The following is a 23,257-nucleotide window of genomic DNA, read 5'->3' as shown; positions in this document are numbered from 1 at the left end:
GTCAGTTGATTGAGAGAGGACGGCTGAGCATGTCGGATGAGGTGAATGCCAACGTGAGTGTCAATAGCAGTGCCGCCGGCGCGCGGATGTTCCGTCATGCCACGCCGCAGGATCTGCCTCGGATGTTGGAGATCTACGCGTATGCCCGTGAGCTGATGGCCGCCGGCGGCAATCCCACGCAATGGGGCACCGAGTTTCCCCGCGAGTCGGTGGTGCGCGACGATATCGCCGCGCAGCGCACTATGCTGCTGGTCGATCATCTGGATGGCGAGGAGCGCATTCTCGCGCAGTTCGCCCTTTGTCCCGGCGAGGATCCGACCTATCGGACCATCGAGGGCGCGTGGTTGGACGACGACCCGTATGTGACGATCCATCGCATCGCCGCGTCCGGGTTGGCGAAGCATGCGGCGCGCGACTGCATCAATTGGACGTTGCAGCATTACGGCAATGTGCGCGCGGACACCCATCCGAATAACAAGGCCATGCAGCATGTGCTGGAGACCTCCGGCTTCGCCCGCTGCGGCCTGATCCAGCTTGTCGACCGCCCAACCGACACCACCCGCATCGCATATCAACGCCATGAATGGTGACTTGCCTGCAATTCTGAAAGAATTGCATATGCAAGTCACGCGCGATCCGCCGTAATTCCGTAGGAATTACACAAGCGGATCGTGCGAGCCGGCCGTAGAGGAAGCCCAGTGGGCTTCCGTGCCGGCGGAGCCATCCTTATAACCCAACTGTCGCACATCCCACCCGCACTGTTATCAGCCGCAACTATTCGACGGCGATTTCCTAATTCGAGCTCCCCCCAGTAATCGCCGTCTCCACTTCGTCGACGATATCGTGCATCGCCTGCCGGGCCGCCTGCCCGTCTCCCTTCCAGATCGCTTCGGCCACGGCTTCATGCGCGTCGAGCGCCGAGGCTTCCGGGCGTTGCGGATACATGTCGATTTCCACGCGGCCGCGCAGGATCACGGCGACGATGTCGGCCAGGGCGGCGAATATCTCATTGCCGCTGCTGCGTAGGAGCAGGCTGTGGAATTGAATGTCCAGCTCGTGGAAGGTTTCGAGGTCGCCGCTTTCGCCGTGTTTGCGCAGTTCCATCGCCAGTACGGGGAATTTGGCTTTCACGTCGATTGAGGCGTGCCGTGCGGCGCCGTCGGCCGCGGCCGGTTCGATGGCCAGACGCAGTTCGGTCAGGGAGAGCAGTTCCTGTGTGCGATGGTCGGAGCGCAGTTTCCATTGGATGACCTGTGGGCTGAGGGCCGACCATTGGTCGGGGGATTGGGCGATCAGTCCGACTCTGCGTCGGATGGCGACCGCGTTCACCGCTTCGAGGCTGCGGGCCGCCTCGCGGGCCACAGTGCGGGAGATGCCGAATTCCTCTTGGATGCTTTCGAGGGTTTTGCTGCTTCCGGGCGTCCAATCGCCGTTGAGGATCGCGATGGCCAGGCTGTCGGTGACCGGCAGATGCATAAGCGGGGATTCGGTGCTGTTATTCATATGCTGATTATCGCTGTTGGAGATGACGAAAGAAATATAAGCGCGACACGCCATCAATAAAGTACTCTTTTTAATTTGACAAAGAATCAGATATTGATTTATCGTATTCCTCAACAGGAGACGTTGAGGTCTTGTCATCCTGGCAACGAAGCAACAAGGAGCACGTTATGAACATTCATGTGGTGGTGATGGGTGTCGCGGGATGCGGCAAGTCCACCGTGGCCGAGGCGATTCGCGACCGTCTGGGATTCGAGCTCGCCGAAGGCGACGATTTCCACCCGCAGGCCAACATCGACAAGATGTCCGCCGGCATCCCGCTCACCGACGAGGACCGTTGGCCGTGGCTGCGCGTCATCAACACATGGATGATCGCCCGCGACTCGCTCGGCCAGTCCACCGTGGTCTCCAGCTCCGCGCTCAAGCGCGCCTACCGCGACGTGCTGCGCGAGAACGTGCCCGTGTTCTTCGTGCATCTCGTCGGTACGCAGGAGATGATCTCCGAGCGCCTCGCCGCCCGCAAAGGCCACTTCATGCCCCCGGCGCTGCTGCCCAGCCAGTTCGCCATCCTCGAACCCCTCCAGGAGGACGAGCCCGGCATCGAAATCTCCATCGAAGGTTCGGTCGACGATATGGTCGAACGCGCCCTCGAGGCGGTCAAGGAACACGCCGCCAAAGAAGAGGCCGCTCTGACGGCCGCCGTCGCCTAAGCGGATCCCTTTCACGATATTCACGTCGAAGGCTTCCGGGCGGGAAATTCCCGCAGCAAGGAAGCCCGGCATCACCGCCACACGAGATCATCCAGAATCGAGGAGGATTCCATGAATCTCATCATCGCCGCCATCGTCGGTATTCTGGCGATCGTCATCCTGATCGCCGTCGTCAAACTGCATCCCTTCCTGTCCCTGCTGCTCGGCTCGTTCGTCATGGCCGTATGCGCGGGCGTGCCCTACGACGAAGCCATCGACAGCTTCACCTCGGGCGCCGGCTCCACATTCTCCGGCGTCGGCCTGCTCATCGCGTTCGGCGCGATCATCGGCACCATCCTGTTCTCATCGGGCGGCGCCGACGTGATTGTCGACACCATCATGGACAAAACCCCGCTGCAGCGCCTGCCGTGGGCGATGGCCCTGATCGCCTTCATCGTCGGCATCCCCATGTTCTTCGAAGTCGGCGTCGTGATCCTCATCCCGGTCGTGCTGTTCGCCGCCCGCCGCGCCAAAGCGCCGGTTATGCTCATCGCCATCCCCGCGCTCGCCGGCCTGTCCACGCTGCACGCCTTCGTGCCGCCGCATCCCGGTCCTCTCGCCGCCATCGACGCGATCGGCGCGAACCTCGGCGTCACCTTGGGGCTCGGTCTGCTTGTCGCCATCCCCACCGTCATCATCTCCGGCCCGCTGCTCGGCAGGCTGATGGCCCGTTGGGTGCCGATTATGGCACCGGAGAACCAGGCCGAACAGGACGCGCCACAATCCAAGGAGAACCGTCCCAGCTTTGCCCAGGCCATCTGCGTGATCCTCTTCCCCGTGGTGCTGATGCTCGCCGCCTCCATAGTGGACCTGACCGGCCTGAACGACACCACCCAGTGGGGACGCGCGCTCGCGTTCATCGGCGAGCCTCTGACCGCGCTGTTCCTCACCGCCGTGCTCGCGATGATCGTGCTTGGCTTCATGCAGCACGCCACCCGCGACGCCGTCAACGGCATGGTGGGCAAGTCCTTCGGCACGGTCGCCGGCATCATCCTCATCGTCGCGGCCGGCGGCGGCTTCAAGCAGACGCTTGTCGACTCCGGCATCAGCGACGTGATCGCCCAGTCGATCACCGAATCCGCGCTTAACCCGCTGTTCGCCGGTTGGCTGGTGGCCGTGCTCATCCGTCTGGCCACCGGCTCCGCCACCGTCGCCACCGTCACCGCGGCCGGCATTATGGTGCCGCTGACCACCGGCATGGATCCGGCGCACCTGTCGCTGCTCGTGCTCGCCATCGGCGCCGGCTCCGTGTTCTTCTCGCATCTCAACGACGCCGGCTTCTGGCTGGTCAAGGAGTACTTTGGCATGACGGTGGGCAGACGCTCAAAACCTGGTCGGTGATGGAGACCGTGCTCTCCGTTGTGGGCCTCGGTTTCACGATGCTGCTTTCGCTGATCGTCTAGCGCGGGCGGGCCGCACGCCGCCCGCCCGACGTCGGTGGCGGCTATCTATCGGCTATCGACAGTCAGCAATCCACAGTCGGCAATCAACAATCAAACCAACATATATCGCAAACCCTCAAGAGAAAGAAGCACATCATGCAAATGGGAATGATCGGACTGGGCCGTATGGGCGGCAACATGGTCAAGCGCCTGCGCGACGGCGGCCACACCGTGGTCGGATTCGACATGAATCCCGACTCGGCCCGCGACGTGGACAGCCTCGAGGCGTTGGTCGCCGCGTTGGACGCGCCGCGCGTCGTGTGGGTGATGGTGCCGGCCGGCGCCGCCACCGACTCCACCGTCGAGACGTTGGCCGGCCTGCTCGACGCCGGCGACATCGTGATCGACGGCGGCAATTCCCGCTACACCGACGACGAACGTCATGCCGAACTGCTCGCCGCCAAGGGCGTCAAGTTCCTCGACTGCGGCGTCTCCGGCGGCGTGTGGGGCGCGGAACGCGGCTATGCGTTGATGGTCGGCGGCGAGAAGGAGACCTTCGAGGCGGTGCGTCCGCTGTTGGAGACGCTCAAACCCGAAGGCGAGTACGGTCTGGTGCTCGCCGGACCGGTCGGCGGCGGACACTTCGCCAAAATGGTGCACAACGGCATCGAATACGGCATGATGCAGGCCTTCGGCGAAGGCTTCGCCACGATGATGCGCAGCGAGTATGTGGACGATCCGGCCGCGACGATGGTCTCGTGGAGGTCCGGCTCGGTGGTGGCCTCCTGGCTACTCGACCTGTTCGAGAACGCCACCAAGGACGATCCGGAACTCAAGAACATGCCGCCGGTGGCCAACGAATCCGGCGAGGCCAAGTGGATGGTGGAGGCGGCGCTCGGCCTGGGCGTGCCGACCCCCGCCACCGCGGCCGCCCTGTACGCCCGCCAGACCTCGCGCGGCGGCGCCGACGACATCCTGCGCGTGGTGACCGCGATGCGCGCCCAGTTCGGCGGCCACATCACCAAGATCGACGAAATCGCCACCCACTGATTCCGCCGTATGCTCGGCCGTCAGGGCCGATGCATGGGGAAGTCTCCCGCCCGTCGCCTTGCGCATCGCGTAAGGCGACGGGCGTTTGCGTATGTCCGCCCGGTCGCTTCAGATCGATGGGGCGGGGATTTCGGCGACGGGCAGGGTGGTCTGCTTGGCGAAGGCGTAGGGATCCGCGTCGGCGTTCATCTGCTCGAGCAGATTGGCCGCGGCCTCCTGCCCCATGCGTTGGGGATCCTGTTCCAGCAGATGGATGCCTTGCCTTACGTACTGCGACCATCGCCAATCATCGAAACTCACCACACCCACGTCCTCGGGGAAACGCAATCCCAGCTCGCGCAATGCCTCCAGCGTGTCGAACAGCATGGGGCCCATCAGCGAGACCAGCGCGGTCCGGCCGGCCAGCCGCCCGGTGAGCGCGCGCAGTTCCTGGGTGAGCCATTGCGTGTCATGGCCGTTGGCCTCCACGGGAATCATCAGCATGCCGTGCTCGTCGCAGCCTGCCCTAAGTCCTTCAAGACGCGGCATCTGCGCGGAGATCTCGCTGCGGATGTTGCTCAGCGCCACCACGTTCTCGTAGCCGTGTTCGGCCAGCAACCCGGCCAGCGCGCGGCAGGATCCGTGGTTGTCGACGGTCACTTTGGCGATGTCGCCGGGCTGGTCGTCGGGTTCGCGGTCCACCATCACCAGTGGGATCGTGGCCGAGACGATGGGGGAGTATGCGGAGAACCGCTTGCAGTCCGGCTGGATGATAAGGCCGTCGACCTCCTGTGAGAGCAACCGGCTGATCTCGTCGCGCTCCTCGTCGACGGAATTGTTGGAGTTCATCAGCATCACGTCGTAGCCGGCCGGTTGCAGCTGCGTGTAGATGCCTTTGAACAGCAGCGAGGAGAATACGTTGGAGATGTCGCCGACGATGACGCCCACCACATGGGTGCGCTGTTGGCGCATGCGTCTCGCGGACGCGCTGGGGCGGTAGTCGAGGCGGGCCACCGTCTGTTCGATGCGCTGGCGCGTTTCGGGGCGCATTTTGCCGAAGTTGCCGTTGATGAAACGCGACACCGTGGTGACCGAGACTCCCGCCTCGCGTGCGATGTCGGCGATCGTCGCTTTGGCCATGCTCCACCTCCGGGAAAAATCGTTCGCGACACCATCTTCGCGACACGCGTTGACAAGCGCGGGCAAAAAGAGTACTTTTTAATGGTATCGATACACCAATTTTGAATATAATTCAGAAAACAAAGTTGTGTCAGATTGGGAAATCGATACACCAACAAAATAGACTGAGACCAACGGACGCCAACGAAGTGCGTCCATATCCGGCGCGACGCCACCCATTGTCGGGGCGCACCCGGCAAACACCCAAAGGAGAGATTATGGAACAGTTCTCGATCGCCAGCTTCGACCTGACCGACAAAGTGGTGCTGATCACCGGCGGCGCCAGCGGACTGGGGCAGTACTACACGCAGGCGGTGAGCAAGGTCGGCGCCGACGTGTTCATCGTCTCCTACGACCGGCAGGGCTGGGACGAGACCCGCGCGGCGGTCGAGGCCAACGGACGCAAGGCCGTGTTCATGCTACAGGACATCACCGAACCCGGTGCCGCCAAGAAGATCACGGAACGGGCGATGACGGAATTCGGGCGCATCGACGTGCTCATCAACAACGCCGGCATGCAGCGCCGCCACGAGCTGGTGGACTTTCCCGACTCCGACTGGCAGGCCGTCATCGAACTGAACCTCAACGCGCTGTACTACCTCTCGCACGAGGTGGCCAAGGTCATGATCGAGCAGGGCAGCGGCAAAATCGTCAATATCGGCTCCATGCAGTCCTACCGCGCCGGCAAGTTCATCTTCCCGTACGCGGCGAGCAAGCATGCGGTGATGGGCCTGACCCGCGCCTACGCCGACGCGCTGGCGCCCCATAACATCCAGGTCAACGCGCTGGCACCCGGCTATATCAACACGCCCATGACCAAGGCGTTGCAGGAGGATCCGGTGCGCAGCGTGGAGATCCGCGAGCACATCCCCGCCGGCCATTGGGGAGAGCCCCACGAGCTGATGGGCGCGATGGTGTTCCTGTGCTCGTCGGCCTCCGACTATATCAACGGCGTGATGCTGCCGGTCGACGGCGGCTATCTGCTGCGCTAGACCGTCGTTCGGATCGAAAGAGGTCACATCATGCCATTGGTTATCGTCGCCTGCGCCGTCGCGGTGCTGATCTTCCTCATCGTCAAACTCAAGCTCAACACCTTCGTCGCGCTGATCATCACGTCGATTCTGGCCGCGTTGGCGCTGGGCATCCCCACCACCGACATCCCCACCGTCATCGAGACGGGCATCGGCGGCCAGCTGGGTCATCTCGCCGTGATCTTCGGATTCGGCTCCATGCTCGGCAAACTCGTCGCCGACTGCGGCGGCGGCCACCGCATCGCCACCACACTGATCCGCAAATTCGGCCGCACCCGCATCCAGATCGCCGTGGTGCTCGCCTCGTTCATCGTCGGACTGGCGCTGTTCTTCGAAGTCGGTCTGGTCGTGCTGCTGCCGATCATCTTCGTCATCGCCCGCGAGCTGGATATGCCGCTGATGTATCTGGGCATTCCGATGGCCGCCACGCTCAACGTCACCCACGCGTTCCTGCCGCCGCATCCCGCGCCCACCGCCATCACCGAAACGCTGGGCGCGAGCATGGGGCAGGTGCTGATCTACGGCGTCATCGTATCCATTCCGACGGTGATCGTGTGCGGTCCGCTGTTCAACATGGTGCTGCACCGCATCAGGCCGAGCCTGTACCGCAAGGACATCGACGTGGCCGTGCTCGGCGATGTCAAGGAATTCAACGACGACGAGACGCCGGGCTTCGGCATCAGCGTGCTGACCTCGATGATGCCGGTCATCCTCATCGCCCTCGCCACGGTGTTCTCGTTCGTGCTGCCCGAGGGGAGCCTGGTCAACGAGGCCATCCAGTTCGTCGGCGCTCCGGACATCGCCATGCTGATCTCGCTGATCGTGGCCGTGTTCACCATGGGTGTGTGCCGCAAGCTGAGCATGGCGCAAATCGGCGACTCCATGGTCGAATCGGTCAAACAGGTGGCCATGATGCTGCTGATCATCGGCGGTGGCGGCGCCTTCAAGCAGGTGCTCACCGAGGGCGGCATCGCCGACTTCATCTCCACGCTGTTCACCAATATCAACATGCCCCCGCTGTTGGCCGCCTGGCTGGTCGCCGCCGTACTGCGCGTGTGCCTCGGCTCGGCCACGGTCTCCGCGCTCACCGCGGCCGGACTGGTCGCCCCGCTGGTCGCCGCCACCGGCGTCAACCCGGCGCTGATGGTGCTTGCCGTGGGTGCGGGCTCCGTATTCGCCGACCATGTGAACGACGCCGGATTCTGGATGGTCAAGGAGTATTTCGGTCTGTCGCTTAAGGAGACGCTGATGTCGTGGACCACGCTCACCTCGGTGCTCTCGTTGACCGGCTTGGCCTCCGTACTCGCCCTGTCGATGGTGGTGTGACCGCCCGTCGGCGCATACGAAAGCCGCCCGTCTCTTGGTGGAGCGGGCGGCTTCTTCGTGGAATGGGTCGGGCTATTGCTTATTGAGCTTGGAGCGCTTGCGGCTGTAGGCGAAATACACCACCAAACCCAGCGCGAACCATACGGCGAAACGCACCCAGGTCTCCCAATTGAGTCCGGCGATCAGAATGAGGCAGAACACAATCGAGACGATCGGCGTGAACGGCACGCCCGGTGCCTTGAAGCCGCGGTGCGCGTCCGGCTGGGTGCGGCGCATCCACAGAACGCCCGCCGAGACGATGATGAACGCGCTCAGCGTGCCGATGTTCACCAGCTCGAACAGGATGTTGATGTTGATGAAGCCGCCCGCGAACGCGGTGAGCAGTCCGAAGAACCACGTGCCCTTGAAGGGCGTGCGGTGCTTGGGATGCACCTCGCCGAAAAGCTTGGGGAACAGGCCGTCGCGGCTCATCGCATAGCAGATGCGGCTCTGGCCGTACAGCTGCACGAGCATCACCGTGGTCATGCCCACCAGCGCGCCGAGGTTCACGATGAACGCCAGCCAGTTGAGGCCGGTGGCGAGGATCACGCCGGCGACCGGCGCGTCGATGAAGTTCGCGAACTCCTGGTAGGGCACGATGCCGGTCATGATCAGCGTCATGATCACATACAGCACGGTGGACACGGCCAGCGAGAGCAGGATGCCGCGCGGCAGCGTCTTGTTCGGGTTGACGGTCTCCTCGGCGGAGGAGCTGACCGCGTCGAAGCCGATGAAGCTGAAGAACACGATCGAGGCGGCCGGCACGATGCCCATCGGCTGGGTGGAGCCGGGCTGGAAGGTGTAGATGCCGTAGGGGGAGAAGGGCTTCCAATTGTCGGGATTCACATACCAGACGGTGCACACGATGAACAGCACGATGATCGCGAGCTTGATCAGCACCATGACGTCGTTGGTGCGTTTCGTCTGGTTGATGCCGATGGACAGCACCCAGGTGATGACCAGCACGATCACGAAGCCCGGCAGGTTGAAGTAGGTGGTCACGCCCTCCGTGGTGCCGTATGCGGCGGTTAATTCGACCGGCAGATGCAGGCCGAATCCCTCCAACAGTTTGTTGAAGTATCCCGACCAGCCGGCGGAGACGGTGGCCGCCTGCAGGGCTTATTCCAGGATCAGGTCCCAGCCGATCATAAAGGCGATGAGTTCGCCGAACGCCAGATAGGCGTAGGAGTAGGCCGAGCCGGAGACGGGTGCCATCGAGGCGAATTCGGCGTAGCACAGGCCGGCGAAGCCGCAGCAGACTGCCGCCAGCAGGAACGACACCGACAGCGCCGGGCCCGCGGTGAGCGCGCCCTTGCCGGTGAGCACGAAGATGCCGGTGCCGATGATCGCGCCGATGCCCAGCATCGTCAGGTCGAATGTGCGCATGGTGCGCTTGAGCGGCGTGGATTCCGCCGTCAGTTGGTCCACGGTTTTCTTACGAAACAGGTCCATGATCTTCTCTCATTTGGATTCATGCGGATTCGGATGCGAACTGCGTGAAGCAGCGACCGAGGCACCATGATAAAAGGTGGGGTGACATGACCGTATTTTTGCCCACAACATGATACGGTGCTCTATCCGCGCTCCGTTCGGTCTGACGGCGTGGGAACGCGCCCCGTTGGGGAAACGCCGGTGGGTTCTCCGACGATTCGTCACATGCGCGAGACACAATGGCGGGTATGAGTTTGAACGCGGCACCTGAAATCTCGTTCTCGTCCGAGCAGGGCAAGGCCAATTACGAGGCGGCCAAACGTCGGTATCCGGCGCAGGCCATCGTCGATTTGGCCGCCCTACGCGACAATATGCGCCATTTGGTGGATGTCGTCGGCGGAACGCATTCGGGCACCGCGGTGATGGGTGTGGTGAAAGCCGACGCCTACGGGCACGGCCTGCTGCCCACCGCTCTGGCGGCCTTGGCCGGCGGCGCCACCTGGTTGGGCACCGCGCAGGCGCATGAGGCACTGACGCTGCGCAAACTGGGCATCGGCCCCGACCGTTGCCGCATGCTCACTTGGATGTACAACGGCGCGCAGGTGCCTTTCGACGAGCTCATCGCCAACGACATCGACGTGTCGGTCGGCTCGCTGGCCGGTCTCGACCGGCTGTCCTGCGCCGCTCGCCAAGTCGGCAAACCGGCCCGCGTGCATGTGAAGGTCGACTCCGGGTTCGGGCGTAACGGCTTCACCGAGGAGAATTTCGACGAAGCGCTCGCCCGTCTGGCGCCGCTCGCGCATGAAGGCGCGCTCGATATCGTGGGCCAGTGGAGCCACTTGGCCGTGGCCGACGCGCCCGACGTGCCCGAATTCGTGGAATCCACCGAGCGGCAGATCGAGCGGTTCAACGATTTCACCCGGCGTATGGAAGCCGCCGGACTCGCGCCTCGGATCCGCCATCTGGCGAATACCGCCGCCACGCTCAGCCGCCCGGAGATCCATTTCGAGCTCGTGCGTCCCGGCATCGGACTGTACGGCTATGAGCCCGACCCGGCCATGGGCACGCCCGCCAAATACGCGCTGCGTCCCGCGATGAGCCTGCAGGCGCAGCTCGGCACCGTCAAAGACGTGGCCGCCGGGCATGGCATCTCCTACGGGCGCACCTACCTGACGGACGAACGCACGTCCACCGCCATCGTCCCCTTGGGATATGCCGACGGTATCCATCGTTCCGCCTCCGGATTCGATATGGCCGGCGCGAAGCATACAGACAAGCCGGGCGGCCCGGTGCGGGTGATGACCGCGGACGGGCCCAGGCTGTTCCGCGTCTCGGGGCGCGTGTGCATGGACCAGTTCATCCTCGACCTGCGCGGATCCGCCGCCGAACTCGGTGTGCATGAGGGCGACACGGTCGAACTATTCGGGCCGGGGCGCGGCGAGGCCTTCGCCGAACCGACGGCCGACGATTGGGCGCGCGCCGCCGACACCATCAGCTACGAGATCTTCACCTGCCTACGCAGCCGCATCCCTCGCCTGTATCTTCACGCCTCCGACGTGTTCGGCCCCGCCGACCTCGCCCGACTCAACCCAGCCACCCTGCTGTAATCCCGCGCACGGTGCGGTCGCCAGACGATGTCTGGACGATCGGATGGGGCTCTTACGACGCGATGGCCGTGGAACCTCGTTTGCGCAGGTTGAATCCGACGGTGGTTCTGGATGGTGTGATCTGCTCGTTCGGATGCTCGATCTGTTCGATGAGCTGGCCGACCAGCAGCTTCGCCATCTGTTCCATATCGACGGCGATGGTGGAGAGCGAGGGAACGGTGAATTCGCCCATGCGCACGCCGTCGAAGCCCATCACCTTGACGTCCTTCGGCACGCTGATGCCCCGGTCGGCGAGACCTCGGATCAGGCCGATGGCGGAGGAATCGTTCATGCAGGCGATGCCGTCGAAGCGAAGGCCTTCGTTCGCGAGACGGTGGGCCGCCTCGATGGCTTGTTCCTCACCCAAGCCGTCGATGGGAATCACGTTGTCGGCGGTGAACTCCATGCCGTTCTCCAGGAAGGCGGCGCGGGCGCCACGCATGCGCGGTGGCGCGACACCGATGTGACTGTTCATGAGTTCGGTCGGGGTCATGAATGGCAGTCGGCTGAGCAGCCCGATGCGCGTGCACCCCTGATCGATGAGATGCTGCACGCTGGCGCGCATACCTTCCTCGTTCGGACAGTTCACGCTGGAAGTGACGAGCTGGGGCGTGCAGGAATCCACCAGCATGGTCGGGCGTCGTCGGCTCATCTCTCGGATCTGGTCGAAATCGGAGCCGGAGGCGTGGATGATGTCTCCGTCCGACATGCTGTCGGCCAGAAAGTTATTGTCGAGGGATTCCTGAAGCGTGATCGGGGAGTAGTGGGTTTTCTGCACGAAAGGGATGTAGCCCTTCTCGCTGATCTCCGTGGTGATGATTTCCAGAAACTTGGAGTAGAACGGCACGTCGAATTCATTGACGATGACACGAATGATGCCGGTTTTGCCGGATTTGAGCGCACTGGCGGAGATGTTGCCTCGATAGCCGAGTTTGTTGGCCGCCGCCAGGATTCTGTTGCGCGTGGATGTTTTGACCCCCGGCTGGTTGCGCAATGCTTTGGACACCGTCATGGTGGCGACGCCGGCCTCCTGCGCGACGTCCTTGAGCGTGACGGTTCGTCCGGTGGCTTCGATGTCCATGATGCCCCCTGTGCTCATTGGGATATCCGTTCTGTACCTCACAATAGAGGTACGTATGGATATCGTTAAACATATAGATATCGTTAACTATAGCAATCAATGCGATGTGTTGCATCGTTTGATATGGCTGAAATATAGGAAAACGCAGAAATGGAGCCATTTCGAGGTCTTCTCTCGCTGGAGACACGCCGGATTGACGTATGGTTATCGTTAGTTGTATAACTATCTCAACGCACAAAAGATATCGATAACCAAGCGTTGCTGCAACATCAAAACAGACAATTGAAAGTCGGTTTTCCCGCAAAGTAGTGGATGTGCAGTCGGTTGTCGCCCTTGTTTGGAAAGGAATGAAGAACATGGCACGACGTGGTGTGGCAAAACGGGCGGCGGCGGCTTTGGCGGCGGTCGGTGCGATGTCGATGGTACTGGCCGGTTGCGGCGCTGATGACACCGCCGTCGACGAGAACGGCAAGCCAGTCGTCAGCATTCTGGTGCAGACCTCGCAGCAGCAGGACATGAGCACGATGACCGATCTGACCGAGTTCCTCGAGGCGGAGTGCGACTGCTCCATCGAGTGGAACCAGGTGGATGACACCCAGTGGGCCCAGCAGAAGTCCGCCACCCTCTCATCCGGTTCGGTGGATGATCTGTCCATCCGCGCCTATCATCCGGCGGACGCGCAGAAGTACCAGTACTTCGCGGACTTCAAAGAAGAACTCGACAAGCTGCCGAACGTCGAGGCGTTCCTCGAAGAGCAGCCCGACGCCGAAGGCATGGTCACCACGCCCGACGGCAAGATGTACACGTTGCCGCGTTACTTCGGCCAGGAGTACAAGGCGTCCGGTCAGCACCTGTTCATCAACAAGACCTGGCTCGACAAGCTTGGGCTGCAGGTGCCGACCACTTGGGACGAGCTGTTCGATGTGATGGAGGCCTTCAAAACCCAGGATCCGAACGGCAACGGCCAGGCCGATGAGATTCCGTACGCCATGCGCAACCTCGATATGACCGGCATGGGTTGGTGGAGCCCCTTCCTGTTCCTCAACTCCACCGGCATCACCACCCAGTTCAACAACAGCCCCTCCCGTTATGGCCAGTACGTCAAGGATGGCAAGATCGGCAACTACATGGTCGAGGACGAGTACCGCGAGGTCATCGAGTTCCTGCACACCATAATCGAGAAGGGGTATTCCCCGAAGGACTCCCTGACTCAGGAATCCTCCAAGTACTACGCCTCTCTGCAGGGTGACAACGGCGTAGCCACCGTGGGCCTGGCCATCACCAACACCACGGACGCCTTCGGCACCGGTGACTCCGCGGTCGCCGCCCAGTATGAGGCCATCCCGTGGCCCGCTTCCTCCGAGGGTGTGACCGCGGTGGCCGACTACTCGCAGGATGCCGGTGCGTTCGAAGACTACGGCGTGGCAATGTCCGCCGAGGTGAAGAACAAGGACGCCGCGCTGAAGATCATCGATGCCATGTATTCCGAAGAGGGTTCCATCCTCGCCAAGTACGGCAACTCCGATTGGATCACCAAGGACGGCGACCACACCTACACGATCAATCCGGACTACTTCACTCAGGACGCCAATGCCAAGACCCCGTATCTGGCCGACCGCTTCGCCGGCTGGATCTCCGATGAGGTGACCCTTAACGGCGACACCGGCGCCGAGAAGCTCAAGAACACCGATGCCGTGTACGCCGATCAGCTCGCGGCCGTGGGCGACAACTACCTGCCGATCACCATCGTTCCGAGCGACGAGGATTCCACCACCATCTCCAACAACGTGGCCAACATCATGAGCGCCGCTCTGACCCAGTCCGCAAGCTGGATTCAGGATGGCGGCCTCGACGACGCCAGCTGGAACGCCTTCGTCGAGAACCTCAAGGGCCTCGGTGTCGATGAGAACAACGAGTTGTACCAGAAGTGGTATGACGAGGCTCTGAAGAAGTGATCCCGACCTCAGGTGCCGTTGGGCGGCGGTCTTCCCTCCGCCGCCCCGGCGCCTCATATCGCACACAGCACATCGTACAAAGAAGGACAAGATGACAAGCGCAAACACCGTGGGGGCGAGCTCCACATACGACGACGCCGCGGATGCGGCGGTGGTGGACAACATCGCCTTGCGCAAAAACCAGCCGCTGCCTGTGAAGATAGTGGAGCATTTCAAGCGATATTGGCAGCTGTGGACCTTCGTGGCCCCCGCCATGGTGTTCGTTCTTATCTTCGCCTACGTGCCGATGTACGGCTTGCAGCTGGCGTTCCGCGACTTCAACCCCACAGCCGGTCTGACCGGCGGCAAATTCGTCGGACTCAAATACTTCGAGCAGTTCTTCCGCAGCCCGCAGGCGTTGCAGGTCATCGGCAACACGGTGAACATCGCCCTGCAGACCGCCGTGGTCGGCTTCTTCGCCCCGATCGCCCTGGCTCTGCTCATCAACCAGCTGCACAACACGAAGCTCAAAAGCTTCGTACAGACCATCACCTACATGCCGCACTTCATCTCCGTGGTGGTCGTGATTTCGATGGTCAACATCTTCCTCTCCCCGGACTCCGGCATCATCGGCCGCTTCCTTGGCGAGCAGAGCCTGCTCGGCAAGCCCCAGTGGTTCGCCGCCATCTACTGGATCTCCGAAGTCTGGCAGCACTGCGGCTGGGACTGCATCATCTACCTCGCGGCGCTTTCCGCAGTGGACACCGCCCTGTACGAGGCGGCCAAAATCGACGGCGCCGGCCGTCTCCAGCTCATCCGATACGTGGATATCCCCACCATCCTGCCGACCTGCACCATCATGCTGATCCTCAAGATGGGCGGCATCCTCGGCGTAGGCTTCGAGAAGACCTACCTGATGCAGAACGCGCTGAACCTCACCAGTTCCGAGGTTCTTTCCACCTACGTGTACAAGATGGGCATCATCAACGGTCAGATCTCGCTGTCCACTGCGATCGGCCTGTTCAACACCCTCGTCAATTTCGGCTTCCTGGTGCTGACCAACTTCATCACCAAGAAGATCAACGACACGAGCATCTTCTAAGGAGCGAGACATGGCACAAGCAACAGTTCAACCCCAAGGTGTCTCCCCGAAACTCTCCGCCGACGACATCCCCTTCAACCCGCATATGAAGCAGCAACGCACGGTGTCCGACTGGATCGTCGACATCATGATCGGTGTGCTCACCGCGCTGATTCTGTTCGTGGTCATCTACCCGATCTGGTTCATCGTCATGGCTTCCTTCTCCGATCCGGCCGCCGTGGCCAAGGGGCAGGTGACCCTGCTGCCCGTCGGGTTCAACCTCGAGGGGTATGCCATGGTGTTCGCCAACGAGGGCGTGTGGACCGGCTACCGCAACACCTTCATCTACTCGTTCCTCGGCACCGCGCTGAATGTGGCCGTGACCATCCCGGCGGCCTTCGCGCTGTCCCGTCGCGAGTTCAAGCCACGCCGCGTGCTGCTGTTCCTGTTCACCTTCACGATGTTCTTCGCCGGCGGCATCATCCCGAACTACCTGCTGTACAAGGACCTGAACCTGCTCGACAGCATGTGGGTGTTCATTCTGCCGTCCGCGGTCAATGTGTTCAACCTCATCATCGCACGCTCCTTCTTCGAGACCTCGATCCCCGAGGAGCTGCATGAGGCGTCCGAGCTGGATGGTCTGAACTACTACGGCTACTTTTTCCGCATCGTCATCCCTCTGTCCGGTGCCATCATCGCCGTGATCACGCTGTACTACTTCGTGCAGCACTGGAACGACTTCTTCACCGGCTTGGTCTACCTGCGCGATTGGGACAAGCAGCCGCTGCAGAACTGGTTGCAGCGCATCCTGCTCGGAACCCAGGCGGCCGCGAACTCCTCCGGCTCGATGAATTTGGGGCAGATGCAGCTGTTCGCCGACCAGATCAAGTACGGCATCATCCTCATCTCCACCATCCCGCTGCTGATCCTCTACCCCTTCATCCAGAAGTACTTCAACAAGGGTGTGATGATCGGCGCGGTCAAGGGCTGATCTCCGGTCCATTCCGAACGAAGGGTCCGCACGGGTTTTCTCTCCTTTCCTTCCCAGAGTGCGGGCCCTTACCTTATCCATTACCGTTTCCCGGAGCATGCAATGACTGACTATTCCATTCCGGCCGCGCCTTACGGCTATTTGCTCGTCCACTTCATCGAGGATCCCAAAAGCTATGCGGAACGCATTTATCTCGACCTGTCCGACGGCGACAATCCGGAGCATTGGAATCCATTGAACCACGGCAAACCGGTGCTGACCTCGCCATTCGGCACCAAGGGCGTGCGCGACCCCTATCTGGTGCGCAACCCCGAGACCGGCCGCGTGTACATCCTGGCCACCGATCTGCAGGTATTCACCTCAGGGCATGGCTCGGAATCCGGCTCCGGCTGGTACGAATGGTCCCATCACGGCAGCACCAACCTCATCATCTGGGAATCGGATGATCTGGTGCATTGGAGCGAACCGCGCACCTTGGACGTGTCGCGCAAGGCCGACGGCACGCATGCCGAACTTGGTATGGCGTGGGCGCCCGAAGCGCTGTGGGTGCCGGATTATTATCCGCAAGGCCGTGAAGGCGGCCGAGGTGCGTTCGTGCTGTACTGGTCGAGCAAGCTGTTCGCCGACGACGATCCCAGGCATGAGAATCCCGATGTCTACGACCGTGTGCTCTGGGGCGCCACCGCGGACTTCACCAACGATACCTACGAATACGGCGGCGTGTTCATCGACGAGGGATACCCCACCATCGACACCACCATGCTGGCGCGTGGAGGGCGCGTGTATCGCGCCACCAAACATCAGAACGAGCGCGGCATCGTGCTGGAATCCACCGACGGCGATCGTTGGTGGGAGCCCCAGGCGCAATGGAGCGTCATCCAGGACGCCATCGGTGCCGACTGGACCGAGAACGGCGATCCGCGAGGCGTCGAAGGTCCGGCGTTGTTCGCCTCCCACTCGAACGACGAAGTGTATCTGTACGTCGACGTCATCCCCTCCATCGGATATCGCCCGATGGTCACCACCGACATCGACCACGGCTTCGAGTATTTGAAGTCGGATGAGTTCGATATGGCACCGCACACCAAGCATGGCGGTGTGCTGAGTCTGACCCGCGCCGAATACGAGCGTGTGCTCGAAGCGGACCGTGCGGGTGCGTACATCGAGGACAAACAGGTTCTGCAGGCCTGACCATACATCGTTATACTGGACGCACGTGGGCCGATCTGCTTGTCGGCATGGCGGGAGGTTGGGAATCATCATGACGTTCGACGAGTCATGTAAACCGTACGAGGCGTATGCATGGGCCTATTTCACCGGGGACGGCGTGGGCGGGGAGCGTATCTGTCTGGCCGTGTCCGAAGGCAATGACGCGCTGCGCTGGCGCGTATTGAACGGTGGCATGCCATTGTTCTCGTCGCGGTATGGCACGAAGGGACTGCGCGACCCGTTCATTCTGCGTAAGCGTGACGGCGGCTTCGTGATGATGGCCACGGACCTCAACGTCGCGTCGCTCGGCGGCGACTTCGGCAGGTCGCAGCGTATGGGCTCGCGATATCTGGAAATCTGGGAATCCCCTGACCTGGTCCACTGGTCGGATCAGCGCCATGTGTTGGTTTCGCCGCCTGAGGCAGGCAACACCTGGGCGCCCGAGGCGCTGTGGCTGGATGAGATCGGCCTGTACGCGGTGTACTGGGCGTCGAATCTGTACGAAGACGGGGATCCTCGTGAGCGCAGCACCTACAACCGCATGATGGTTGCCGCCACCGCGGACTTCCGGGAGTTCACGTCGGCGCAGGTGTGGGTCGACGTGTGCGGCGGCAATGGGCACGACGGATTCGGCACCATCGATGTCACCGCGACGCGAGTGGGGGGAGTGGTACCACCGGTTCATCAAGGACGAGCGCACCATGACCATCCGGCAGGAGCGCAGTCGTGATTTTCTGAACGTGGTCTCCGGAGAGCTCGCCGGTGTCGTATCGAATGCGGGAGATGGTGATGTCTCCGACGGCGACGGCTTGCCTACCTGCGTGGGATGGCAGCTGGTCGCAGAGAAGGTCGGCGTCGGCATGCCCAATGGCGAGGTCGACGAGCAAGGCGCGTCCAAGGTGTTCACCCGCGGCGAGGGGCCGACGATCTTCCCCGCGAATCCGGGCGACGTCAACGGCTACGCCTGGTATCTGTTCATCGATCAACCCCGATACCATGATGGTCCCGGTCATTACGTCGGATTCGCCACGCGTGACGCCTCATTGAACGGCGGGTGGGAACCGGTCGGCGGCAAACTTCGAGAGTGTCTGCCGACCAGTCCCGATGGCGGCAAGCCACGTCATGGCATGGTGATCCCGATCACGGCGGCCGAACGGGGCCGATTAGTCACGGCATATGGCGATGCGGACAGCGTAATCGCTGGATAACAAGCTAAGGTGAGGTGCCATGAAGCGTTTTGCAGCCGGATATGAGTTCCTGTGCCGCATCATCATGATGATTGTGGTGGTGCATGTTGCGTTTATCGTCCACACGGTGCTGGGATTGGTGGTGGCTGGCCTGTTCCCATCGATCGCCGCCAGCGCCTCCACCTATCGTGCATGGCTGTTGGATGTGGATGACCGTTCCTGGACCGTCAAGCGTACGTGGCTCACCTTCCATCGCGCATGGCGGCAGGAGCTGGCCGGTGCCAATATGTTCGGCTGGCCGCAGTTCCTGGTGTGGGGGCTTTTGATGTGGGAATACTGGCTGGTGCAGAACAACGATATGGGGGTGCTCGGCGTCGCCGTCTCCGGTGTGCTGCTCCTGCTCAATCTGATCTACGGCCTGTTCGTGTTCCTGAGCTGGGCGATCCGCTCCCACTACGACGAAGGGCCGGTATGGACGCTGCGCACCTCGCTGTCGATGGTGATCGCCCGACCGTTGTGTTCGCTGATGGTGTTGGTGCTGTTCGTCATCACCATGTGGGCGTATTCCACCTGGCCGGGGCTGATTATGGCGTTCGGTGCGGCGCTACCGATGTTCGCCGTCATGATGGCCGTGTATTCATGGGGTCGTCTGCCGGGGTTGGACGTGCGCGAATTGGAGCCCACCGAGGCGGGCCGGCGTAAGCGGAATCAGTAGGAGAGGTAAAGACTTCGCCTCCGCCAGCCTGGGCCTGCCGGCCGTTGCAGGCTGCATGCCGATGACAGACGAGCTCTGAATCATATGGGTCGTACAACCCTTGGGAAAGAGACGACTGAGGCAAGGGGTCGTGCCGATATGTGCGCTGATTCGAAAACCAGCGCGGACAGGAGTCGTATAGCCGGCGAGGTGGCGTGCGGATACGCGGGCTTCGTCTTCCTCGATGGTTCCGTCACTTTGCTGTGAAGACCATGTATAGTGCGATGTGGGTTATGCGCGGCGGCTAGGCGTCGCAGAGCTCGTCGTGGAACTGACGCGGCGTGCGCACGCGCTGATCGTCGGGAAAATGCTTGATATTGCCCGTGACCACGGATGCGTCGGCGGTGACGGCAAGATCCCAAAACACCTTGTCGCTCATGTCGGTGAATCGCTCCGGCTGCGGACTTGGCGTGACGTACCGGCCGTTTCTGCGCAGTTTCGCCAGTATCAGATTGATTTCGAGCTCGGTGATGGGGAACTTGGGTCGTCGCAGCACCTCCTTGTACTCATGCATGGTCGCGGTACACAGGATGGGTCGATACTTGCGTTGCGATGAGGCGTCCACAATCGCGGCGGGTATTCCGTTGGGATTGAGCACAGCGGACACCACGACGTTGGTGTCGAGAACGGCGTTACGCATCGTAATCACCCTGTCCGATTTCCAATCGCGCAAGACGGATCTCTTCGTTGATCTCATCCAGGGTCATGGCGTTGGCGCCGAGCGAGACCGCTCGCTCCTGCGCGCGCCGAAGCGCCCATGTGCCCAGCGCGTCGGTGAAATAATCCACAACCTCGTCGATCGGAGCATCCTCGATATTGAACATCAGGCATTGCGGCTTGCCGTTGTTGGTGATGATCACCGGCTCGTTCTCGTTGCAGATTTTCTTGGTGGAGCGACTAAGTTCCGCCATGGTATAGGTTTTCATGTTGTGCTCCTGAGCAATCAGATAATTATATGGATTATTATCTGATTTTAATACAGGAATAATATGCGCCATTGTCATAATCGCTCCTTCGCGTGTACGTGGACATACTCTGCGTGGGGGCCATGATGCGGTATGGGCGACCGGTCGCGCAAGCCGAACCGGCCTATGTGGTTCCAGCCTCCACTTATCCACATCGCATCGTCATGCAGGCGTGACCACGAACATGATTGAAGTATCCAAGCGCATGGTGACGAATGGGCATGGCGCGTTACATGGTGCGATTGTAATGCGCTGACAGCGCGGCACACAGTAGCATCGTGGCGCACATGGTGATCAGGCAGGTGCTGCTGATGATTGCAAGCGCGCCTGAAATGTTGGCAAGTACGGCCGAGCCGTCATAGTTGGCGAGAATTCCGCAAACCAAGCCGACGAGGGCAAGTGTGAATTCCATGATACGTGTGGCCGTTGCGTAGGTTTTCATCACGATGAGCCGGTCGCGCTCGTCTTCGGCGAGGTCGGGGTTCGCGGAGATGGCCGTTATCGGTGAGCGCGATGCGGCGAGCATGAGGACGCTCGTCACAGCGTATGCCATCATGGGAAAGATGTTTCGCCATGACATGGGGTCGTGCCCCAAGGTGATCGACAGCGCATCCTGAAGAGCGAGGATGAGGAACACGATGCCGAAGACGCGGTTCTGCCGTTGGCTCTGGAGTAGTTTGTTGTCGTTGCCGTTGTCGTTCATGGTGTCACTTCCCTTCGCCGTCTTCGATGAGACGGTTCTCCTCAAGTTGGCAAAGATCTTCGACGCTGACGCCGAACAGCCGCGCCATGCGGTAGGCGAGCATCAGCGAGGGGCTGTACTGCTCGCGTTCGATGGAGATGATGGTGCGCGACGACACCCCGACGAGCCGCGCCAGCTCCTGCTGGGTCATGCCCACCGCGTTGCGGTATTCGCGAACCTTCGTCTTCATCGCATATCTACTTTCATATTGCCTTCCGCCATCACTATAACATGAAGTTCGCTTCATGTGAAGCTAGCTTCATGATGGGTGGGTCTTCGCTGTGCTCGCGGGGCGTGACTGGTAGGTGTCATGAGGTGATGATTGTTGAACGCCTGAAATATGTGTTTCGAATCATATTTCAACACCTGAAACATGTGTCAATATGTCGATTTGAACGCCTGAAAAGTGTATTATTCCAGTTTCTGGAACGCCTGAAAAGTGTGTTACTCTGGTTTCTGGAACACCTGAAAAGTGTGTTGCTGCTGGAAGCAGCATCGGTGTGGAGGTGGCGGTGAAGGAATTTCGAAGAGATGTACAGTCGGCGTTGCTGCGGTGGAGCACCAGCCCATCGAGGCGGCCGTTGGTGCTTCGTGGTGCGCGTCAGGTGGGCAAAACCCATGTGCTGCGCATGCTGGGGCAGGGGCATTATCGTTCGTGCGCATATGTGAATCTCTTTGACGTCTCGGCGAAGTCGGCTTTGTCGGGCGCTGGCTCGGCTCAGATACTTCTGGATTCCGTGGAGGCATACACGGGCGTGCGGGTTCGCGAGGATGAGACGCTGCTGATTATCGATGAAATACAAGAGATACCCGCGCTGCTGACCATGCTGAAATCATTCAAAGAACAGTTGCCCCGCATTCATATTGCAGCTGCAGGGTCATATCTGGGCCTTGCCCAGCATGAAGGCACGTCGTTCCCCGTGGGGGCTGTGGAGACCATGGTGATGCGTCCGATGTCGTTTCTTGAGTTTCTTGATGCGACGGGTGATGACGTGTTGGCCCGGCATATCGAAGATCTGGATTTCGGTTTTCTTGAGGGGTTTGCCGATCGTTTGGATCGGAGGGTGAGGCAGTACTGCTATGTCGGAGGGATGCCTGCCGCCGTCGACGCGTTTTTGAATGACGGCTACCAAGCCGCACGAGACATTCAGACGGGACTGTTATCCGACTATGATATGGATTTCTCCAAGCATCCGCAGGCGGGGGGTGATGTGGAGCGCGTGCGTCTGGCCTTTGCTTCGATACCGACGCATTTGGCGCGGGAAAACCATAAGTTCGTTTTCGGACATATCGCCAAAGGCGCGCGAAGCGTCCAATACGAGTCAGCCATACAGAAAATCGTGGATTCGGGATTGGCCACGAGGGTGTTCAAAGTTACGAAACCCGCCCTGCCTCTGCGGGCATATCAAGATCTTTCGGCCTTCAAGTTGTATATGCATGATGTGGGTCTTCTTGCGGCGGCCATGGCGGTTGAGCCGGCTGATCTCATTCTTGCGGATACCGCCCTGACGGAGTTCCGTGGGGCTTTGACCGAACAATACGTGTGCCAGCAATTGGTGTCGGAGGGAGTGGATCCCAGCTATTGGGCAACGGATAACAGCTCCGGTGGGGTGGATTTCATATTCCGTCATGGGGGCGCGGTGATTCCTTTGGAGGTGAAGGCCGGCGTCGAGCGACAGGCGAAAAGCTTGAGATGGCTGTGCGGCAAATTCGGTCTGCGTGGATACCGGACGTCCTTAAGAGGCTATCGTGAGCAGGATTGGATGACGAATGTGCCGTTGTGGGCCGTAGGCGCGTTTTTCCGCAGCCGGCCGCAGGACGGTCGCGAACTTTCCGGTGACGATCTTGCTCCTTTGGGCCAAGCCGGGGGCAGAGTGGACGAATCCGAGTCTGAGGTGAAATCCACTTGAGCAACGAAAAGTCCACCTGTGTGGGCGCGGAGCGTCTCCTAAGCTGAGGCTGCAGGAGCGCGGCATTCCCAACCGAGGGAATCCGGCGCCA

Annotated in this window: 22 protein-coding genes and 1 pseudogene; 15 read left to right on the top strand and 8 right to left on the bottom strand. The window is 61.2% G+C overall.

Translation table 11 applies throughout. The features are described 5' to 3' along the window. The first annotated feature begins 86 nt into the window (after positions 1-86). Positions 87-590 carry a GNAT family N-acetyltransferase gene (locus BE0216_RS04540; RefSeq protein WP_226805812.1) on the top strand — a complete coding sequence of 168 codons (504 nt, stop codon included), beginning with the start codon at positions 87-89 and terminating at the stop codon, positions 588-590. A gap of 202 nt (positions 591-792) precedes the next feature. On the opposite strand, the gene BE0216_RS04535 is transcribed toward BE0216_RS04540, so the two are convergent. Next, complete coding sequence (locus BE0216_RS04535; RefSeq protein ID WP_094636932.1) at positions 793-1,503, bottom strand: FadR/GntR family transcriptional regulator; 711 nt, start codon at positions 1,501-1,503, stop codon at positions 793-795. Between the two features lie 167 nt (positions 1,504-1,670). Between BE0216_RS04535 and BE0216_RS04530 the strand changes: the two genes are divergently transcribed. The 3 genes from BE0216_RS04530 to gnd all read left to right on the top strand — a co-directional run bounded on the left by BE0216_RS04530 (position 1,671) and on the right by gnd (position 4,681). Beyond that, positions 1,671-2,210 carry a gluconokinase gene (locus tag BE0216_RS04530; RefSeq protein ID WP_094636733.1) on the top strand — a complete coding sequence of 180 codons (540 nt, stop codon included), beginning with the start codon at positions 1,671-1,673 and terminating at the stop codon, positions 2,208-2,210. Positions 2,211-2,321: 111 nt separating this feature from the next. Then, the gene (locus BE0216_RS04525) at positions 2,322-3,590 is read left to right on the top strand and encodes a GntP family permease (protein WP_226805700.1); all 1,269 of its coding nucleotides are present in this window, start codon (positions 2,322-2,324) and stop codon (positions 3,588-3,590) included. Between the two features lie 197 nt (positions 3,591-3,787). Continuing rightward, positions 3,788-4,681 carry a phosphogluconate dehydrogenase (NAD(+)-dependent, decarboxylating) gene (gnd, locus tag BE0216_RS04520; protein WP_072726606.1) on the top strand — a complete coding sequence of 298 codons (894 nt, stop codon included), beginning with the start codon at positions 3,788-3,790 and terminating at the stop codon, positions 4,679-4,681. A gap of 108 nt (positions 4,682-4,789) precedes the next feature. Here the strand turns inward: gnd and BE0216_RS04515 are convergent, their stop codons facing one another. After that, the gene (locus BE0216_RS04515) at positions 4,790-5,800 is read right to left on the bottom strand and encodes a LacI family DNA-binding transcriptional regulator (RefSeq protein WP_094636734.1); all 1,011 of its coding nucleotides are present in this window, start codon (positions 5,798-5,800) and stop codon (positions 4,790-4,792) included. 257 nt (positions 5,801-6,057) lie between these two features. Here BE0216_RS04515 and BE0216_RS04510 point away from each other — a divergent pair, with 257 nt between their 5' ends. Both BE0216_RS04510 and BE0216_RS04505 read left to right on the top strand, forming a co-directional pair. Further along, positions 6,058-6,831, top strand: a complete 774-nt coding sequence (locus tag BE0216_RS04510) for an SDR family oxidoreductase (RefSeq protein WP_094636735.1) — start codon at positions 6,058-6,060, stop codon at positions 6,829-6,831. Positions 6,832-6,861: 30 nt separating this feature from the next. Beyond that, positions 6,862-8,196: a gluconate:H+ symporter gene (locus BE0216_RS04505; RefSeq protein ID WP_094636736.1), complete on the top strand. Its 1,335-nt coding sequence runs from the start codon at positions 6,862-6,864 to the stop codon at positions 8,194-8,196. Between the two features lie 72 nt (positions 8,197-8,268). Here BE0216_RS04505 and BE0216_RS04500 read toward each other — a convergent pair. Next, positions 8,269-9,687: pseudogene (locus BE0216_RS04500) on the bottom strand (amino acid permease). 227 nt (positions 9,688-9,914) lie between these two features. Here BE0216_RS04500 and alr point away from each other — a divergent pair. Further along, a complete protein-coding gene (gene alr, locus BE0216_RS04495; RefSeq protein ID WP_094636737.1) occupies positions 9,915-11,273 on the top strand; it encodes an alanine racemase in 1,359 nt (452 codons plus the stop codon). A 52-nt stretch (positions 11,274-11,325) separates the two neighbouring features. Here the strand turns inward: alr and BE0216_RS04490 are convergent, their stop codons facing one another. Next, complete coding sequence (locus BE0216_RS04490) at positions 11,326-12,411, bottom strand: LacI family DNA-binding transcriptional regulator (protein ID WP_094636738.1); 1,086 nt, start codon at positions 12,409-12,411, stop codon at positions 11,326-11,328. Between the two features lie 338 nt (positions 12,412-12,749). On the opposite strand from BE0216_RS04490, the gene BE0216_RS04485 reads away from it, so the two are divergent. The 7 genes from BE0216_RS04485 to BE0216_RS04455 all read left to right on the top strand — a co-directional run bounded on the left by BE0216_RS04485 (position 12,750) and on the right by BE0216_RS04455 (position 19,510). Then, entirely contained in the window at positions 12,750-14,348 is a 1,599-nt protein-coding gene (locus tag BE0216_RS04485; RefSeq protein WP_158217195.1) for a type 2 periplasmic-binding domain-containing protein, read from the top strand. A 91-nt stretch (positions 14,349-14,439) separates the two neighbouring features. Beyond that, positions 14,440-15,429, top strand: a complete 990-nt coding sequence (locus BE0216_RS04480; protein ID WP_094636740.1) for an ABC transporter permease — start codon at positions 14,440-14,442, stop codon at positions 15,427-15,429. Between the two features lie 10 nt (positions 15,430-15,439). Further along, positions 15,440-16,399: a carbohydrate ABC transporter permease gene (locus BE0216_RS04475; RefSeq protein WP_094636741.1), complete on the top strand. Its 960-nt coding sequence runs from the start codon at positions 15,440-15,442 to the stop codon at positions 16,397-16,399. Positions 16,400-16,501: 102 nt separating this feature from the next. Further along, on the top strand, positions 16,502-17,590 hold the full coding sequence (locus BE0216_RS04470) for a glycoside hydrolase family 43 protein (RefSeq protein WP_094636742.1): 1,089 nt from the start codon (positions 16,502-16,504) through the stop codon (positions 17,588-17,590). A 70-nt stretch (positions 17,591-17,660) separates the two neighbouring features. Further along, entirely contained in the window at positions 17,661-18,338 is a 678-nt protein-coding gene (locus BE0216_RS04465; RefSeq protein ID WP_143249289.1) for a glycoside hydrolase family 43 protein, read from the top strand. After that, entirely contained in the window at positions 18,310-18,816 is a 507-nt protein-coding gene (locus tag BE0216_RS04460; protein ID WP_094636744.1) for a glycoside hydrolase family protein, read from the top strand. Before BE0216_RS04465 ends, BE0216_RS04460 begins: the two co-directional genes overlap by 29 nt. A gap of 19 nt (positions 18,817-18,835) precedes the next feature. After that, positions 18,836-19,510, top strand: a complete 675-nt coding sequence (locus tag BE0216_RS04455) for a YesL family protein (RefSeq protein ID WP_094636745.1) — start codon at positions 18,836-18,838, stop codon at positions 19,508-19,510. A gap of 283 nt (positions 19,511-19,793) precedes the next feature. Here BE0216_RS04455 and BE0216_RS04450 read toward each other — a convergent pair whose 3' ends face one another. The 4 genes from BE0216_RS04450 to BE0216_RS04435 form a co-directional block, all read right to left on the bottom strand. Next, positions 19,794-20,189 carry a putative toxin-antitoxin system toxin component, PIN family gene (locus BE0216_RS04450; protein WP_158217196.1) on the bottom strand — a complete coding sequence of 132 codons (396 nt, stop codon included), beginning with the start codon at positions 20,187-20,189 and terminating at the stop codon, positions 19,794-19,796. Continuing rightward, entirely contained in the window at positions 20,182-20,553 is a 372-nt protein-coding gene (locus BE0216_RS04445; protein WP_143249290.1) for a hypothetical protein, read from the bottom strand. Before BE0216_RS04445 ends, BE0216_RS04450 begins: the two co-directional genes overlap by 8 nt. A gap of 190 nt (positions 20,554-20,743) precedes the next feature. Then, positions 20,744-21,217, bottom strand: coding sequence for a DUF2178 domain-containing protein (locus BE0216_RS04440; RefSeq protein ID WP_094636748.1), 474 nt, complete (start codon positions 21,215-21,217; stop codon positions 20,744-20,746). A gap of 4 nt (positions 21,218-21,221) precedes the next feature. After that, a complete protein-coding gene (locus BE0216_RS04435; RefSeq protein ID WP_094636749.1) occupies positions 21,222-21,446 on the bottom strand; it encodes a helix-turn-helix transcriptional regulator in 225 nt (74 codons plus the stop codon). 310 nt (positions 21,447-21,756) lie between these two features. On the opposite strand from BE0216_RS04435, the gene BE0216_RS04430 reads away from it, so the two are divergent. Then, entirely contained in the window at positions 21,757-23,166 is a 1,410-nt protein-coding gene (locus tag BE0216_RS04430; protein WP_226805699.1) for an ATP-binding protein, read from the top strand. The last annotated feature ends 91 nt before the right edge of the window (positions 23,167-23,257 follow it).

Origin of the sequence: Bifidobacterium eulemuris (assembly GCF_014898155.1) — a bacterium.
GTDB lineage: Bacteria > Actinomycetota > Actinomycetes > Actinomycetales > Bifidobacteriaceae > Bifidobacterium > Bifidobacterium eulemuris.
Note: the sequence above shows the minus strand (reverse complement) of the source record. Positions and strands in the feature narration are given on the sequence as shown.